A 16,178-nucleotide genomic window follows, 5' to 3' on the forward strand; every position below is an offset into this window, starting at 1 on the left:
TGAAGTACGTGACTCCCCTAATTCACACAAAGAGGGACTGACTCCATTGTTATTCACAACTTTAAAACTCCACAGGTAAAAGACTTGCGCTCAATCCGAGGATCCATCAAGCTCAAATTAACATGTGGGCGTTTCGCTAGAAGCTCAACACGTTATCAATGCCCATAAAAAGAAGCATGGATCGTTTTATGACAATATTTACCGCAGCCACCGGCCTATCGAATCCGCACTTACAAACATTAGTACCCAGATTCATTAGAAAACAGGCATTATTTACTCCTCACTGGCAAACCTTAGACACCCCCGATGGTGACTTTCTCGATCTTGCTTGGAGTGAATCTCCAGACAGTGACAACATAAGTAGCAACAACCTCGGTAGTAAACCCATTTTCGTGCTATTCCACGGTTTAGAAGGCAGCTTTGAGAGCCCTTATGCCAACGGACTGATGAATGCATTTGCGCAAGATGGTTGGTTATCAGTGATGATGCACTTTAGAGGCTGTAGCGGCAAACCTAATCGTTTGGCTCGCGCATATCATTCCGGTGAAGTCGAAGATGCACGCTTCTTCTTAAGACATCTGCACGCTCAGTTTCCCCATAACCCGAAGGTTGCGGTTGGTATTTCCTTGGGCGGAAACATGTTGGCCAACTACCTCGCTGAATATGCGGATGACCCGTTACTGTCGGCTGCTACGATTGTATCAGCACCCTTCGACCTTGCTTGTTGTTCCAGTCGTATTGAACAAGGCTTTTCAAAGCTCTATAAGAAGTACCTGCTCAACTCGCTAAAATCGAATGCATTGAAAAAGGCCAATCTGCTACAAGAGAAGCTCGGCATTACCACTGAAACCATTCACAACATCACCAAACTGTATGAGTTTGATGAACGCATTACCGCACCTTTGCATGGATTCAAAAATGCTCAAGATTATTACGCACAATGTTCAGCGCTTCCTAAACTGACTAAGATCAAGCTGCCAACTCAGATCATTCATGCCAAAGACGATCCGTTTATGACCGATGACGTCATCCCCAAATTCGTACTACCGGACAACATCGATTATCGGCTGTTTCAAAAAGGTGGCCATGTGGGGTTTATTACCGGCAGCACACTCAAACCAAGATTTTGGTTAGAAGAAGCGTTACCGGCCTACTATGAAAGCATTCTAAATTCGGCATAATGACTGAGCCTTAGTCAATAGAAGTAAAAACATTGCTGAGCACACTCATTACTCATGAATGAACATATCCATGAACATAAAAGAGAGAAGTATTTATGATCATCCCATGGCAAGACATCGCCCCAGAAACGCTGGAAAACCTGATTAAAGAATTCGTACTGCGTGAAGGCACAGACTACGGTGATGTAGAGGTTTCACTTCAAAACAAGATTGACCAAGTAAAAAATCAATTGGCCTCAGGAGAAATCAGTATCGTATTTTCTGAGCTACATGAAACCGTTGATATTCAGGTCACAAAACGCTTCTAGGCTGCGCTCATTAAGGAGCCGTGTTATAGTAGTAACCGATTGCTAACAAGTAAGTTACTCAAAAGACAAGGGTTGTCATGTCCGCTAAACATCCAATAATTGCGGTGACGGGTTCATCAGGAGCCGGCACCACCACCACCTCAGAAGCCTTCCGTAAAATGTTCAATATGATGAACGTCAAGGCTGCTTGGGTTGAGGGGGATAGCTTCCATCGCTTCACTCGACCAGAGATGGATGTCGAAATCCGTAAAGCGCGCGAGCAAGGTAAGCACATCAGCTACTTTGGTCCGCAAGCCAACGATTTTGGCGCATTAGAGGAGTTCTTCCGTCAATACGGTAACGAAGGCACAGGTAAGGTACGTCGTTACCTACACACCTTCGATGAAGCCGTGCCGTACAATCAAATGCCGGGCACCTTTACGCCATGGCAAGAGATCCCTGAAAACTCCGATGTGATGTTTTATGAAGGCCTGCATGGTGGTGTAGTTGATGGTGACATCAATGTTTCCCAACATGTCGATTTGCTGATCGGCATGGTGCCCATCGTCAACCTTGAGTGGATCCAAAAATTTGTTCGTGACACTCGCGATCGTGGTCACTCCCGTGAAGCAGTAATGGACTCCATTGTTCGTTCGATGGATGATTACCTTAACTACATTACCCCACAATTTTCACGGACCCATATCAACTTTCAGCGTGTTCCAACCGTAGATACCTCAAATCCACTGAACGCGAAAGGGATTCCAAGTTTAGACGAAAGCTTCGTAGTGATACGTTTGCGTGGCATAAAAAACGTCGATTTTCCCTACCTTTTGGCCATGATTGATGGCTCATTTATGTCTCGCCATAACACGCTAGTCGTGCCGGGGGGGAAAATGAGTTTTGCTATGGAGCTCATCGTAAGACCGATCCTACAACAACTCATCGAAACCGGAAAAATTGGTTAACAAAACAACGTTTTTATTGATTACTTTTCATACCGTGATCATGTGCACAGTTTTGCGTAAAAAATCGTGGCTTGGTCACGATTAAAATCAAGAAATAGTCTCGGAAAAAGGATACTATTCTTAGACGAAACACAAGATAGCTTGCAGCGCTCAACGAGTGCTCTTACCCTACAAGTCAATCCAGGCTTAGCTAAAATACGGAAAGCAGCAAGCATACCCTGCAGAGGAAGTAAGATATTATGGTTCTAGGTAAACCCCAAACCGATCCAACATTAGAGTGGTTCCTTTCACACTGTCATATTCATAAGTACCCTTCAAAGAGTACTTTGATTCATGCTGGTGAAAAGGCAGAAACCTTGTATTACATCGTTAAAGGTTCTGTGGCAGTTCTTATCAAAGACGAAGAAGGTAAGGAAATGATTCTTTCTTACTTAAACCAAGGTGACTTCATTGGTGAGCTTGGCCTCTTCGAAGAAGACCAAGAGCGTACTGCATGGGTTCGTGCAAAATCTCCTTGTGAAGTTGCTGAAATTTCTTTCAAGAAATTCCGCCAACTTATCCAAGTGAACCCAGACATCCTGATGCGCCTTTCATCGCAAATGGCAAACCGTTTACAAGTAACGAGCCAAAAAGTTGGTGACTTAGCGTTCCTTGATGTAACAGGTCGTATCGCTCAAACGCTACTAAATCTAGCGAAACAGCCCGATGCCATGACTCACCCTGACGGCATGCAAATCAAGATCACTCGTCAAGAGATTGGCCAGATCGTTGGTTGTTCTCGTGAGACAGTAGGTCGTATCTTGAAGATGCTAGAAGAGCAGAACCTAATTTCTGCACACGGTAAAACTATCGTGGTCTACGGCACTCGTTAATCTCGATTAACCGCTAAAATTTTAAAAGCCACCAATGGAGACATTGGTGGCTTTTTGTTTATTTGCGTCATCCCCAAAAAGGAGGGACGACCGAGTTGGGGAGCTCTTCAAACAAGTGGGTAAATCTATAAAGATTCCCTACTCCTTCGTCGGTCTATGGAATGACGATTTGTCTCTCGCAGGGAGAAGCCCGAACCTCAACTCTTATATCTACCCGTTAGTACTCTCAAAAATTTTATCTGCTGATGCCGCCACAAACCCAGTGTATAGCTCACCATTATCCATCACATAACGCTTCGCAAACTCATAGAAGCCACCAGGAATCATCTCATTGCCATCAACAAATGATACTGGGACTTTATCCGCCATTGTTGATGATTGCTCTAATAAAACCTCTGGAGAGCCTTTAACCTCACCTCCAGATGCATTGATTGTGAAGCCCGACTCTCTCAAATAGTCATTCACACTCTGTACCTCCTCGAAGTGCTTAAGCTGATTCACACTCACCGTAAAGTGATTTGCACCATAGCCATGAGCCGCTAACCAAGAAGCATATTCGCTCTCTTTTGCTAACACTTGGAAATCCGCGAAGCTCAGATCCCAAAGTCGGCCACCAAACAAGAACTCATAACCTTGAAGCTTGCTTGCGTCCACTTGCTCAACCAACTTAGCCACGATCTGCTGTAAATCACTGGAACACGCTTCGACCTTCAACTCACTAATAAACACTTTAGGTTGGGTGGGATCTGGGTGCTCATAGTGCTTAGCCACCAACTTCTTGCTTTCAAACAAGTAATCGCCACACGCCTTATAACCTAAAGCCAGAAAAGGCTTAGCGAGTGTGTCAATCCCCAAAGGATCAACATTGAAAGTACGCAGTGCAATGTGATCATTAATCAGCGCTTCGTCTTCTTTCAGTAGACGATGAACTTTTTCTGCCGATGGGCAAAGCCTATCAATGTAATCATCCCATAGTGATTTAAAGAGTAGATCGGGTGTCATGGAGACTCCTTATCAAAGATTCTAGCAAGCTAGTCATTTGGATTAGAAAAGGCGAGGCTTAGACACAAAGTCAGCAGCCTTTATTTCATAAGCCAGTCAGTCATTCTGTCACTTAAATTTAAACTAAAGCTCAATTCCCGGGCTAAACGTGGCTGGCAGTTGAGTTTCACTGCCTTCCATTGAAGCCATCGGATACGCGCAGTAATCCGCCGCGTAGTAAGCACTTGGACGTAAGTTACCGGAAGCTCCCGGGCCGCCAAATGGTGCGTCGCCGCTTGCGCCAGTCAACTGACGGTTACGATTAACAATGCCCGCGCGGATATGGTCAACGAAGTATTCCCACTCTGAATCGTCGGTTGAAACTAAACCAGCAGATAAACCAAAGCGCGTGTCGTTCGCTAGCTCAACCGCTTGCTCTAGTGACTGGTAACGAACCACTTGTAGCAATGGACCGAAGTACTCTTCATCCGGCAGTTCAGCAATGTTGGTTACATCGATGATGCCAGGAGAAACAAACGCCGCTTGACCCGCTTTTGCTTCGACTAGGCTGACACCGCCTAACGATTGCAGATTCGCTTGCGCGTCCAGAATGAACTTAGCCGCAGCTTCAGAGATCTGCGGACCCATGAAGGGTGCTGGCTCAGCGAATGGCTGATCGACACGAATCTTCAAGGTCGCAGCAACGAGCTTATCCAGTAGTTGATCGCCCTTCTCTCCAACAGGCACATACAAGCGACGTGCACATGTACAACGTTGACCCGCACTGATGAAAGCCGACTGGATAATGGTGTAAACCGTCGCGTCAACATCCCCAAATTGATCACTGATCACCATCGGGTTGTTGCCGCCCATCTCTAGCGCCAGCATCTTGCCCGGTTGGCCCGCGAATTGACGGTGAAGGATATGACCGGTATTAGCACTACCGGTAAATAGCACACCATCAAGACCTTTAGCCTCAGCCAGTGCGATGCCTGTCTCTTTAGCGCCTTGTACTAGGTTAATCACACCAGCTGGAAGACCCGCCTCTTGCCACAGCTTCATGACGAACTCCCCCGTCCAAGGTGTTTGCTCTGACGGCTTAAATACCACGGTATTACCCGATAGCAGCGCAGGAACAATATGACCGTTTGGTAGGTGACCCGGGAAGTTATAAGGACCAAATACCGCCATCACGCCCAATGGACGATGACGCAGTACAATCTGGTTGCCAGCGGCTTCACGTGATGCCCCACCGGTACGTTCATGGTAAGCACGAATAGAGATAGCGATTTTGCCTGCCATCGCACCCGCTTCAGTGCGCGTTTCCCAAATCGGCTTGCCTGTCTCTTTTGCGATGATTTGTGCGATTTCTTCGCTGTTCTCTTTTACCTTCTCGGCAAAGTTCAACACGATCGCTTCACGCTCTGTAAAGCTCAGCTTCTTCCAAACTAAGAAAGCCTCACGAGCGGCTGTTACAGCAGATTCAACCTGTGCTGGTGTTGCGCTATCGCCCTGCCACACAACTTCATTATTGTATGGGCTTACCGATGTCATGGCGTCACCTTGACCTGCTACCCATTGTCCTGCTATCCACTGAGTCATATTTTTATCCTTAACATCTTCGACAGATAATCGCCGCTATTATTGAGCCAATATACGAACGAATTCGCCTTCCTTTACTTCAAGAGCGCTTGCGACTTCAGGTGATAAAATCACGGTGTTAGTCACTTGGTCATACGCCGCTTTCGCCGCGACAGCGCGGAAGTTCTCAAACGAGGTATTGCCAATTAGGAAATCTTTAGAGCTGGCGTGATCTGCAATTTGAACTTGAGAGCGAATTGAGTGCCGCACTGATTCGATGTTTCTTAGATCACACTCAACCGTTGGGCCTGCATCAAAGATGTCGACGTAGCCGCGATTAGTGAAACCTTCACGCTCCAGCAGTTTAAGCGCCGGACGCGTATTATCATGTACCTCTCCGATTACCGCCTGAGCTTCTTGGCTCAATAGGTTCACATAAATAGGCAGTTTCGGCATGAGGTCAGCAATGAAGCCTTTTTTGCCAATACCGGTTAGATAATCCGCAAGCGTGAAATCAATCGAGAAAAAGTGCTCTTGCAGCCATTGCCAAAAAGGCGAGTTACCTTCCGCATCAGAAACACCACGCATCTCAGCAAAGATGGTTTTCGAGAAACGCTCTGGGTGTTCAGCCATAAGCAAAAAACGGCACTTCGACATCAAACGACCATTCAATCCACCCCGAAAGTTAGGGCGTAAGAACAGCGTACAGATCTCACTGCATCCGGTATAGTTGTTACCAAAAGTCAGTAGCTTAACGATGTTATTCACGCCGAGTTTCTGTGATGAATGGACAACCTTGCTAATATGGTAAGAATAAAACGGGACGTCCCAACCAATCGCAGCTTCAACGCCAGTCGTACCGGCGACTTCACCGCTTTCGGTATCGTAGCCTACCATTAAGTAACCTTCGTCACCGGGTTCGGTTACGTCTTGTTTTGCGAAGCTGTATTCTGAGTGAGCAATGCGGTTGGTTAACAGTTCTTCGTTAATCGGAAGAGATGTAAATCCATGTCCTGACTCAACCGCACAAGTATGCAGCGCGTCGTAATCAGATTGTTTAATTGGGCGAATAACTAGCATCAATATTCCCTCCAGATGCAAAATAGGCCCAAAACAAAAGCTTGGGCCTTTAGCAAAACGTCATCGGATCGCTTTATTGGTGATCATTCCATGACGCCGCTCAGGCTAAACTAGCGTAGCAATTGCTTTGTCTAGTTTTGATAAGCCTTCTTCAATATCTTGTGTCGTGATAACCAGTGATGGCGTGAAACGAATCACGTTTGGCCCTGCAACCAACACCATCAGACCTTGCTCGCCAGCGGCAACTAATACGTCACGCGCTCGACCTTGCCACTCTTCGTTAAGCGCAGCACCTAGTAGTAGGCCTTTACCCCGAATTTCACTGAAGATTTGGTATTTATCGTTGATCTTAGTAAGACCATCACGGAACAAGGCTTCACGCTCTTTCACGCCAGCTAATGTTTCAGGTTGGCTAACCACATCAACAACCGCTTCTGCAACAGCACACGCCAATGGGTTACCACCGTATGTAGAACCATGAGTCCCGATTTTCAGATGTGTCGCGAGTTCTGTGGTTGTTAGCATTGCGCCAATAGGGAAACCACCACCCAGTGATTTCGCAGTACTTAGAATATCGGGGGTCACACCTAGCCCTTGGTAAGCATAAAAGTTACCAGTACGACCATTACCCGTTTGCACTTCATCAAAGATGAGCAGTGCATTGTGTTTGTCACACAGTTCGCGAACGGTGTTCACGAATGCAGAGGTTGGAGAGATGATTCCGCCCTCACCTTGCAGAGGTTCCATCATGATGGCACAAGTGCGATCAGAGATGTGCGCTTCTAGCGCTGCAATATCGTTGTAAGGCAGATGAGTAATATCGCCCGGTTTAGGACCAAAACCGTCAGAGTAAGCCTCTTGGCCTCCCACCGTCACGGTAAAGAAGGTACGACCATGGAAACCTTGTTTGAATGCAATAATTTCAGATTTCTCAGGGCCGTGAACATCCGCCGCCCAACGACGAGCTAGCTTCAATGCGGCTTCATTCGCTTCTGCGCCAGAGTTGGCAAAAAAAACTTTTTCTGCAAAACATACGTCGGTGAGCTTCTTCGCTAGACGCAGTGCTGGCTCATTGGTCATCACATTGCTTAGATGCCAAATCTTGTTTGCTTGCTCAGTAACCGCATTCACCATTGCTGGGTGACAGTGACCCAAACAGCTCACGGCGATACCACCAGCAAAGTCGATATACTCTCGGCCTTGTTGGTCCCAAACACGTGCGCCTTGCCCTTTTACTGGGATCATTTCCATTGGGTTATAACAAGGCACCATCACCTCATTAAACAGACTACGTTCTACTTTATTTTCCACTGTCATCGTACATTCCTTCTCGATACCGCAAGCTTCGCAAATTAAGCGCACTGGTTTATCAGTGAGCCAAAGATATTTTGTCTCGCCATAATCCCAATGAAGCATTATATTTACATTTAATTAACCTTTACAATAGTGGATTATTCTTTAACCATCTAAAACAACGGACCAAACGTCACCACCATGACTATTTATGCATTAATTAATCTTTTTTATGAAGCTTTTTTTACCAAAAGGTATCACCAGCAACAGCAAAGCCTTGCTGGTATTACAGCACATTGAGGGCGAGAGGAAATAAGGCGCATAATTTTGCATAGGCTAAAAACTTAGCCTGACGAGAGAAAAATGTTATAAAAAGTGATCGATGTCAGAACGATGAAGGCGCACATAGCCCAAATTGAGACGTTTAATCAGTGATGGAATACGTTTAACTGGCTTATCTAGACGATGAAAGCGTCAAATTAAAACACTCAGCGTGCAAGGAAGTTAGCGAGAAGCTGGTGTCCTTGCTCTGTTTTAATCGATTCAGGGTGGAATTGTACGGCATCAATTGGCAAGGTTTTATGTTGATAACCCATAATCTCATCCATACTGCCATCTTCAAATTCTGTCCAAGACGTCAGTTCAAAGCAGTCTGGTAATGTGCCGTTTTTCACCACTAAAGAGTGGTAACGCGTGACAGTTAAAGGGTTATTAAGACCTTGAAAAACGCTCTTACCGTTATGACGGATCGGCGAGGTTTTACCATGCATCACTTGTCTGGCTCTCACCACTTCACCACCAAAGACTTGAGCAATGGCTTGATGGCCAAGACACACACCTAAGATCGGTAACTTACCGACGAAGTGTTCAATCACCTGTAGAGAGATACCTGCATCATCCGGTGTGCAAGGACCCGGCGAGATAACAAGATGACTAGGATTTAGCGCTTCAATGCCCGCAATATCAATCTCATCATTGCGAACGACTTTTACAGTGACCCCTAACTCACAGAAATACTGATACAAGTTATAGGTAAAAGAGTCGTAGTTATCGATGATAAGTAACATGGGTAGAAATCGTTTGCTAAATACTAAAGGATTGGGAGATATAGGGGCGGTATTGTGCAATACCCATGGCGAAAGGCAAGTGGAAACTGCATTTAGCCAATAATTAAGGCCAACCTACGTTGACCTTAATTGTTTACAGATAGCGTTAAGTTATCTGAATTGGCTTGCTTGTATGGCTTGCCAATCTATTTGCGAATTTGCGATTGAGTTACTTGTGACGACGCCACATTGCTAAGCCAAATAGTGACATCAAAGCACCGAAGCTAAATGAACCACCGACTCGCAGCTCAAGAACCGCAGGGTCATGATCCGATGAACGGAAGTGATCTTGGTACTTAGGCAGATCGCCTTTGTACTCTTCATTGTAATCAAACAACGTCGACTCACCACCATTGATGTGCCAATCGGTAGCATCAACCACCCTATCTTTCAGGCTGTCACTGATCAGCAGGTGGTCCAAAGCGCCTACCTCATCATTGTATGAGTAGCTCCAGCTGTCTGGGTGCTTTTGAGCCACAGCATTGATGTAACCGTAGTTCTTCGTAATCACCGCACCGCTATCACCAAACTGCTCAACACCATCAATGTAAGTATTACGAGCTGCTTTGATTTGCTTACCGTATTTCTCTTCCGAGTAATCGGTTAGCACCAGCATTGGATCTTCCATGCCGTACGAGTTCATATCACCCAGAATCACTTTATGGCCTTTGATGCCGTCTAGCGCTTCACCCAGTGCAACTGCCGCAGCAACACGGAAGTTCTCACATGATCCTTGCTTATCGGCATCAACGCCACCTTGGCCGCCCTGCTCAACCGGTGCTGCATCTTCCCAACACTTAGAGCCTTTTGACTTAAAGTGGTTAATCGCTACGGTGAGCTTCTCTTTGGTGCCTTTAACTTTAAAGGTTGGCGCCAATGAGTCACGTTGGTAGTTCTTACCGTCTTCAATCACCTTACCTGAATCGTCTAACACCTCTGGTGCTTGTTGGCTTGGCATCGCGATAACACGGCTGTCTTTAAGCTTCACCACCTTCTTACGGTAGATAACACCGGTTGTGATTACGTCAGTACCAATCGAGTCCATCTCGTCGGTTACGCCATCTTCGTTCGAGTCGACAGCCACAAAGGTATAACGGTCTTTCTTACGTTCAATACGATCATTCAGTTGGTTAACAAGCTGTTGAATCGCTGAACCTTCACCAAAGCCGTTGTTCTCAATTTCCATCAAACCAATGATGTCAGCGTCTAGACGAAGAATCGCGTTCACAATCTTCTCTTGCTGCATTTCAAACTCAGTGATGGTGTTCGCGCCACGGTTATTACCGTGCTGATTCGCGTCGCCACCAAATGGAGAGTTAAAGTAGTTCAATACGTTAAAGGTCGCGATACGTAGGTCGCCTTCATCCATGTCTGGTTTGTCGGTACGCGGATCGTTACGAACGAAGTTTTCAGCCGAGATCTGGTTGGTCGCAATTAAACGGTACTCACCGTAGCTGTAGGTCAGAACACCTTCTAGACCAACAATGGTGTCATCAATGCGGATGTAATCTTCTGTTGAACCATCTTGGTCGATATCAGTGCGGCCAAAATCTGGGTAGAAAGGGACTTGTCCATCCGCCGCTTTTTGATCGGTTTCAACGAAAAGACGGCGGTCTGCGTTGTCTTCCGTTTGCTGCTTTGCTTCGTCAGATCCCGCGGCGAAAAGCTGGTTCGGCTGCATGTTGATACGCTCGTGGGCCAATACCATATTGTTACGACGACCGGCGTAGTCATAACCAAAAGTACGCGTCACACGCATATCAAGCGCTTCGGTTGTTTTCACCAACATGCCTTCATAGCGCTCAAGCGTTGCTGCGAAGTTTTCATCACTGTCTAGCGCTTCAATCGCTGTCGCTTGTGGCGCTTGCTGCTCACCCTGCTTTATCCATTGGTTGTTTTCAACTTTAAGCTGAGTGTGGCTGTAGTATTCTTGAACCTTACCTTTCACACACACCACATCACCCGCCGCTAATTCTGAGTTCGACTGGTTGGTATGAATAAATAAGCCTTCAGAAGTGCTTGAATTAACATCGTCCTCAAGTGCCTGCAGGTAGAAGCCTTTAGTTAGGCCCGTTGTCACCGCACTTACTACACCTTTGACGAAGTATTCATCGTCGGTGATGTACGGGTAGCCATCAATGAACGGTGATGTTGCACCCTCACCTTGGATTTCTTGAATGGTGGTGAATACCGGGTCTGAACCATCTTGTGTACAGGTAAACGCTTCTGGCAGTTCAACACTGTCCAGTGAACCTAAGCCTTCAATGCTGTCTTTTGGTAGCGATACCCATTGTGAAGCGTCAAACGTCGCAGAAGGTGTTTGTGTCGCACGAACCAAAGTAACATCTTTACCCCAGTCCACATCGCCCATCAAACCAACAACATCATGTACCGTTCCATCTGAATTCAAGATAGCCAGCGGGTCATCACCATTATGATTGGCCAGCGAAGCATTGAGAATGTCAGCGACCGCTTTGATCTCATCACTTGCACTCGAGTGCGCGACCACAAGTACTTCACCGGGCGCTAAAACGTGGCCATCTAAAGGTAAAGTGGCACCCCATGATCCGTTGCCATTGGCAGACTTCGCCAACGAGTAACCATCTAAATTAATGCTGCTATCGCCACTATTGGCAATCTCAACCGCTTTGTTATAGCTGCCGCCTTCCACATATTGTGAAATAAACAAATCAGCGTGTGCACTTGTGGTTAACAAGCTACCGATTGCCACTGCTAGCAATGAAGGTTTGTGTAAAAGAGCCATCCGTTTCACCTGAGTTCATCGATTTATAGTCACTGCCATCTATGGGCAGTCATGTATTTGGTGGTCACTATCAGGTTTATTTATGAAAGGAATAAGTCCATTGGCAAGAAAATGAGGAGCTTATCACTTTGGAATCATCAATTGTTTGGCACGTTATATATTTTCAACATAAATAGAAATGAGCTTGATGGTATAAAGCTTGAAGGGAATGAATAAGATCAATAACACAACGTTAATGAGATGAATGTGTTAACGATTTAATGTGTAAATCATCAATTAAAACAATGCATTTGTGGGAAATTCAAAGAGAAAAGACATAAAAAAGCCCAAAGTAAACAAAAGCGACTTTGGGCTCAAATTCTCAAGCGAGGTGTGTTAATTCACCCTATGGGCGAGTAACAAAGCCAACTGCTTCATATGCTTTTTTCAGTGTGACTGCAGCACGCTCAGAGGCTTTTTCAGCACCCGCTTTCATAACAGCGTCCATGTAAGCACGGTCAGCACGAATACGGTGGTATTCAGCTTGAATCGGATCAAGCATTTCAACCAATGCTGCGCCTACGTCTTTCTTGAACGGACCGTACATTTCAACGCCTTGGTACTGCGCTTCGATCTCTTCGAACGTTTTCCCCGTCGCTGCAGAGTACAGACCCATTAGGTTAGAGATACCCGCTTTGTTTTCCCACTCGTGAGCAATGCGTGGTGGTGTTTCTGCATCCGTTTGCGCTTTGTTGATCTTCTTGATGATCGACTTAGGCTCTTCTAGCAGAGTAATCACGTTCTTACGGTTGTCGTCCGACTTAGACATCTTCTTCGTTGCATCTTGCAGACTCATGACACGTGCATTCACTGTTGGAATGTAAGGTTCTGGTACTTGGAAGATTGGCGTTTCAGGGCCGTAGATGTTGTTAAAGCGAGTTGCGATATCACGCGCTAGCTCTAAGTGTTGTTTCTGGTCGCTACCGACCGGTACTTGGTGAGCACCGTAAAGCAGGATGTCTGCTGCCATCAACACTGGGTAGTCGTATAGGCCGACGTTGACGTCGTTTGAGTGACGTGCAGACTTGTCTTTAAACTGAGTCATACGGCTCAGCTCACCCATTTGTGTGTAACAGTTAAGAAGCCAACCAAGTTGAGCATGCTCTGGTACGTGTGACTGAACAAATAGCGTGCTCTTCTTTGGATCAACACCGACAGCAAGACAGATTGCTAGTGCGTCGAGAGTCGCTTCATGCAGGGCTTTCGGATCTTGGCGAACCGTAATTGCGTGAAGGTCTACAACACAGTATTGGCAATCGTAATCATCTTGCATCTGTTGCCATTGACGTAGAGCACCCAAGTAGTTACCGATACTTAGTTCACCAGATGGTTGAACACCACTCAATACGATGGGCTTGCTCATGGTTTTAATTCCTTTGCTTATTCGCTAAGTTTATTGATCGCTTAGCTTCTTAACTTAAATATAGAAAAGCCGCACAGCTCTTTCTGCGCGGCTCATCCAGTGTACTCATTGATAAGTATTTTGCTAGTAGGTTCGCTAACTTTTGTCCGCTTTATGCTGAAACGAGAACGACATCGAGTAATTGCGCGATGTTGTCTGCGATATAGTCAGGGGTTGATGCTGAAATCGGTTCGCCATGGTTATAGCCGTAAGTCAGACCCAACGAGTGACAGCCTGCATTCTTCGCCGCTTTAATGTCGTTGCTGGAATCGCCAACCATCAGCATCTCTTCCGCTTTAACATTGTGCTTTTCTAGCAACCAGTTCAGCGCGACAGGATTCGGCTTTTTCTCTGGAAAAGAGTCGCCACCCAACACATCAACAAAGTACTGTTCAATACCGTGTTGCGCCAGAACGTCTGGGACAAACTTCGAAGGCTTGTTGGTGACCAGCGCCATCGTGAAGCCCGCTTTGTCTAGCTCAGCCAATGTCTCTTTAACCGATGGATAAAGATGACTTAGCTGGTGCCCCCCCTGCTCGTAGAAATCATCAAACAAGATGCGCGCTTTTTTCAGTAGCTCTGGCTCAAGGTTAGGATCAACCGTCATGTTACAGCTCAATGAGCGTCCGATAAGTACGTCAGCCCCATTACCCACGTAGTCGCGAACTTGTTCTTCACTCACTGAAGGGAAGCCTAACGCCTGACAAGCTTGGTCAGCAGCAACGGCCAAATCAGGCACGCTATCTAACAAGGTTCCATCTAAATCAAAGGCGATCAGTTTTATTGCGCTTAATGACATCTTACTTTCCTATTTATTATGCTCGTCTTATGAGTTGAGCGATAAGACGTAAAAAAGGGGCCAATGAGCCCCTTAATATTCAATCTGTAGTTTTACGATTATGCGTTTACTTTTGCAAGTTCTGCACGCATCTCATCAATCACTGCTTTGTAATCCGGTTGATTGAAGATAGCTGAGCCAGCAACGAACATATCTGCACCCGCTTCTGCAATTTCACGGATGTTATCCACCTTGACACCACCATCAATCTCAAGGCGAATATCACGGCCTGACTCATCAATCAGCTTACGAACAGCACGCAGTTTATCTAGCGTGTGAGGAATGAAAGATTGACCGCCGAAGCCAGGGTTCACAGACATCAGTAGAATCATGTCTACTTTGTCCATAATATAATCTAGGCAAGAAAGTGGCGTTGCAGGGTTAAGAACCACACCCGCTTTACAGCCGTGCTCTTTGATTAGCTGTAGAGTGCGATCGATGTGCTCTGACGCTTCAACGTGGAAGGTAATCATTGATGCACCCGCTTTCGCAAACTCAGGCACGATGCTGTCCACTGGCTTAACCATAAGGTGAACATCGATAGGAGCCGTAATACCGTAGTCACGTAGCGCTTTACAAATAGGCGCGCCAAAAGTCAGGTTAGGTACGTAGTGGTTGTCCATCACATCAAAGTGCACAACCTCGGCACCGGCTGCGAGTACTTTTTCTACGTCTTCACCAAGACGAGCAAAATCTGCAGACAAAATTGATGGAGCGATGAGAAAATCTTTCATACCAAACCTCTTAAGAGTGAGTAAATTGCGAATATCACCGCCTTGGTGACATCTCATACACAAATATAAGACTCAATCCCAAGACTATTTGGTGTGCAATTCTACCTAAGCAGTTAAGCAGATCCTAGCAGTTCGAAAGATTAGTTTAAGAAAGTATCCGTTGGTCACTCAATTTAATGAGTTTGGCGGAGATTCTGACCATTACTGTTCCGCTGATGCGTGCTGCTGGTTTTTCTCTTTATGGAAAAGCGCCAATAGCTCATCAACTTTATTACGCCCTGCGCCATTGCGGCTGATGGTGCGTTTCACCTTAACCACGTTCAATTCCGCGCCATGGTATAAGCGACGGGTTAATGTCGTGTCGTGGTTTGAAATTAACACTGGGATACCGCGCTCCATTGCCGCTCTTTCAGCCACATCCGCCAAAGCGGCTTGATCATCTAAGCTAAAGCCATTACCGGCGTAAGAGGTAAAGTTAGCCGTGTTCGACAGTGGTGCGTATGGAGGATCACAGTAAACCACACAACCTTTGCGCGCGCGGCTAAAGGTTTCATGGTATCCCTCACAAACAAACGTGGCTTTCTTCGCTTTTTCGGCAAAAAACTCCAGCTCAGCTTCTGGAAAGTATGGCTTTTTATAAGAGCCAAACGGAACGTTAAAACCGCCCTTCTTGTTATAACGACACAGGCCATTGAAGCCAAATCGATTCATATACAAAAAAGCCAGCGAGCGATACATAACATTATCGGTAGCGTTAAACTGCGCGCGAATATCTAAGAACACTTCTTTGCGATTATTCTCAGGGCAGAACCAACGCTTCGCTTCTGTAATGTAGGTTTGAGGATCGGTTTTTAGAAGGTTATACAAGTTGATAAGATCGGGATTGATATCCGCAAGTAGGTACTGTTCAAAGTCAGTATTCAAAAACACTGAACCAGCACCCACAAACGGTTCGACCAATTTACGAGCAGGTGGCAGGTGACGTTGGATGTCTTCAACTAGGCCATATTTACCACCAGCCCATTTTAGAAAGGCACGCTGCTTTTTCATTT

14 protein-coding genes are annotated in these 16,178 nt (G+C 46.0%); 4 read left to right on the forward strand and 10 right to left on the reverse strand.

Annotation, left to right across the window (positions count from 1 at the left end):
- The first annotated feature begins 188 nt into the window (after positions 1–188).
- From OCU36_RS12450 to crp, 4 genes are all read left to right on the forward strand, one after another.
- The gene (locus OCU36_RS12450) at positions 189–1,181 is read left to right on the forward strand and encodes a hydrolase (RefSeq protein ID WP_261838246.1); all 993 of its coding nucleotides are present in this window, start codon (positions 189–191) and stop codon (positions 1,179–1,181) included.
- 95 nt (positions 1,182–1,276) lie between these two features.
- On the forward strand, positions 1,277–1,489 hold the full coding sequence (locus OCU36_RS12455) for a YheU family protein (RefSeq protein WP_261838247.1): 213 nt from the start codon (positions 1,277–1,279) through the stop codon (positions 1,487–1,489).
- A gap of 77 nt (positions 1,490–1,566) precedes the next feature.
- Positions 1,567–2,436, forward strand: a complete 870-nt coding sequence (locus OCU36_RS12460) for a phosphoribulokinase (RefSeq protein WP_261838248.1) — start codon at positions 1,567–1,569, stop codon at positions 2,434–2,436.
- Between the two features lie 239 nt (positions 2,437–2,675).
- Positions 2,676–3,308: a cAMP-activated global transcriptional regulator CRP gene (gene crp / locus OCU36_RS12465; RefSeq protein WP_017036097.1), complete on the forward strand. Its 633-nt coding sequence runs from the start codon at positions 2,676–2,678 to the stop codon at positions 3,306–3,308.
- Between the two features lie 210 nt (positions 3,309–3,518).
- Here crp and OCU36_RS12470 read toward each other — a convergent pair whose 3' ends face one another.
- The 10 genes from OCU36_RS12470 to OCU36_RS12515 all read right to left on the reverse strand — a co-directional run bounded on the left by OCU36_RS12470 (position 3,519) and on the right by OCU36_RS12515 (position 16,176).
- Positions 3,519–4,310 carry a DUF1338 domain-containing protein gene (locus tag OCU36_RS12470; protein ID WP_261838249.1) on the reverse strand — a complete coding sequence of 264 codons (792 nt, stop codon included), beginning with the start codon at positions 4,308–4,310 and terminating at the stop codon, positions 3,519–3,521.
- 123 nt (positions 4,311–4,433) lie between these two features.
- Positions 4,434–5,891 (reverse strand): succinylglutamate-semialdehyde dehydrogenase, encoded by a 1,458-nt coding sequence (astD, locus tag OCU36_RS12475; RefSeq protein ID WP_261838250.1) that lies wholly within the window; start codon positions 5,889–5,891, stop codon positions 4,434–4,436.
- A gap of 39 nt (positions 5,892–5,930) precedes the next feature.
- Positions 5,931–6,950, reverse strand: a complete 1,020-nt coding sequence (astA, locus tag OCU36_RS12480; protein WP_261838251.1) for an arginine N-succinyltransferase — start codon at positions 6,948–6,950, stop codon at positions 5,931–5,933.
- A 105-nt stretch (positions 6,951–7,055) separates the two neighbouring features.
- Entirely contained in the window at positions 7,056–8,267 is a 1,212-nt protein-coding gene (locus OCU36_RS12485) for an aspartate aminotransferase family protein (protein ID WP_261838252.1), read from the reverse strand.
- Positions 8,268–8,731: 464 nt separating this feature from the next.
- Positions 8,732–9,310: an aminodeoxychorismate/anthranilate synthase component II gene (locus OCU36_RS12490; RefSeq protein WP_009848915.1), complete on the reverse strand. Its 579-nt coding sequence runs from the start codon at positions 9,308–9,310 to the stop codon at positions 8,732–8,734.
- Positions 9,311–9,518: 208 nt separating this feature from the next.
- Complete coding sequence (locus tag OCU36_RS12495) at positions 9,519–12,113, reverse strand: ExeM/NucH family extracellular endonuclease (protein ID WP_261838253.1); 2,595 nt, start codon at positions 12,111–12,113, stop codon at positions 9,519–9,521.
- Positions 12,114–12,498: 385 nt separating this feature from the next.
- Positions 12,499–13,515: a tryptophan--tRNA ligase gene (gene trpS, locus OCU36_RS12500; protein WP_261838254.1), complete on the reverse strand. Its 1,017-nt coding sequence runs from the start codon at positions 13,513–13,515 to the stop codon at positions 12,499–12,501.
- A 151-nt stretch (positions 13,516–13,666) separates the two neighbouring features.
- Positions 13,667–14,353, reverse strand: a complete 687-nt coding sequence (locus OCU36_RS12505) for a phosphoglycolate phosphatase (RefSeq protein ID WP_261838255.1) — start codon at positions 14,351–14,353, stop codon at positions 13,667–13,669.
- Positions 14,354–14,451: 98 nt separating this feature from the next.
- Positions 14,452–15,126, reverse strand: a complete 675-nt coding sequence (gene rpe / locus OCU36_RS12510; protein ID WP_261838256.1) for a ribulose-phosphate 3-epimerase — start codon at positions 15,124–15,126, stop codon at positions 14,452–14,454.
- A gap of 201 nt (positions 15,127–15,327) precedes the next feature.
- Positions 15,328–16,176, reverse strand: coding sequence for a Dam family site-specific DNA-(adenine-N6)-methyltransferase (locus OCU36_RS12515; protein ID WP_261838257.1), 849 nt, complete (start codon positions 16,174–16,176; stop codon positions 15,328–15,330).
- Positions 16,177–16,178: the final 2 nt, after the last annotated feature.

Source organism: Vibrio artabrorum (assembly GCF_024347295.1).
GTDB classification, from domain to species: domain Bacteria; phylum Pseudomonadota; class Gammaproteobacteria; order Enterobacterales; family Vibrionaceae; genus Vibrio; species Vibrio artabrorum.

Bases quoted from the DNA above. Each gene is read 5' to 3' on its own strand.
- OCU36_RS12450 (WP_261838246.1), top strand. From the start codon at position 189: ATGACAATATTTACCGCAGCCACCGGCCTATCGAATCCGCACTTACAA.
- OCU36_RS12455 (WP_261838247.1), top strand. From the start codon at position 1,277: ATGATCATCCCATGGCAAGACATCGCCCCAGAAACGCTGGAAAACCTG.
- OCU36_RS12460 (WP_261838248.1), top strand. From the start codon at position 1,567: ATGTCCGCTAAACATCCAATAATTGCGGTGACGGGTTCATCAGGAGCC.
- crp (WP_017036097.1), top strand. From the start codon at position 2,676: ATGGTTCTAGGTAAACCCCAAACCGATCCAACATTAGAGTGGTTCCTT.
- OCU36_RS12470 (WP_261838249.1), bottom strand. From the start codon at position 4,310: ATGACACCCGATCTACTCTTTAAATCACTATGGGATGATTACATTGAT.
- astD (WP_261838250.1), bottom strand. From the start codon at position 5,891: ATGACTCAGTGGATAGCAGGACAATGGGTAGCAGGTCAAGGTGACGCC.
- astA (WP_261838251.1), bottom strand. From the start codon at position 6,950: ATGCTAGTTATTCGCCCAATTAAACAATCTGATTACGACGCGCTGCAT.
- OCU36_RS12485 (WP_261838252.1), bottom strand. From the start codon at position 8,267: ATGACAGTGGAAAATAAAGTAGAACGTAGTCTGTTTAATGAGGTGATG.
- OCU36_RS12490 (WP_009848915.1), bottom strand. From the start codon at position 9,310: ATGTTACTTATCATCGATAACTACGACTCTTTTACCTATAACTTGTAT.
- OCU36_RS12495 (WP_261838253.1), bottom strand. From the start codon at position 12,113: ATGGCTCTTTTACACAAACCTTCATTGCTAGCAGTGGCAATCGGTAGC.
- trpS (WP_261838254.1), bottom strand. From the start codon at position 13,515: ATGAGCAAGCCCATCGTATTGAGTGGTGTTCAACCATCTGGTGAACTA.
- OCU36_RS12505 (WP_261838255.1), bottom strand. From the start codon at position 14,353: ATGTCATTAAGCGCAATAAAACTGATCGCCTTTGATTTAGATGGAACC.
- rpe (WP_261838256.1), bottom strand. From the start codon at position 15,126: ATGAAAGATTTTCTCATCGCTCCATCAATTTTGTCTGCAGATTTTGCT.
- OCU36_RS12515 (WP_261838257.1), bottom strand. From the start codon at position 16,176: ATGAAAAAGCAGCGTGCCTTTCTAAAATGGGCTGGTGGTAAATATGGC.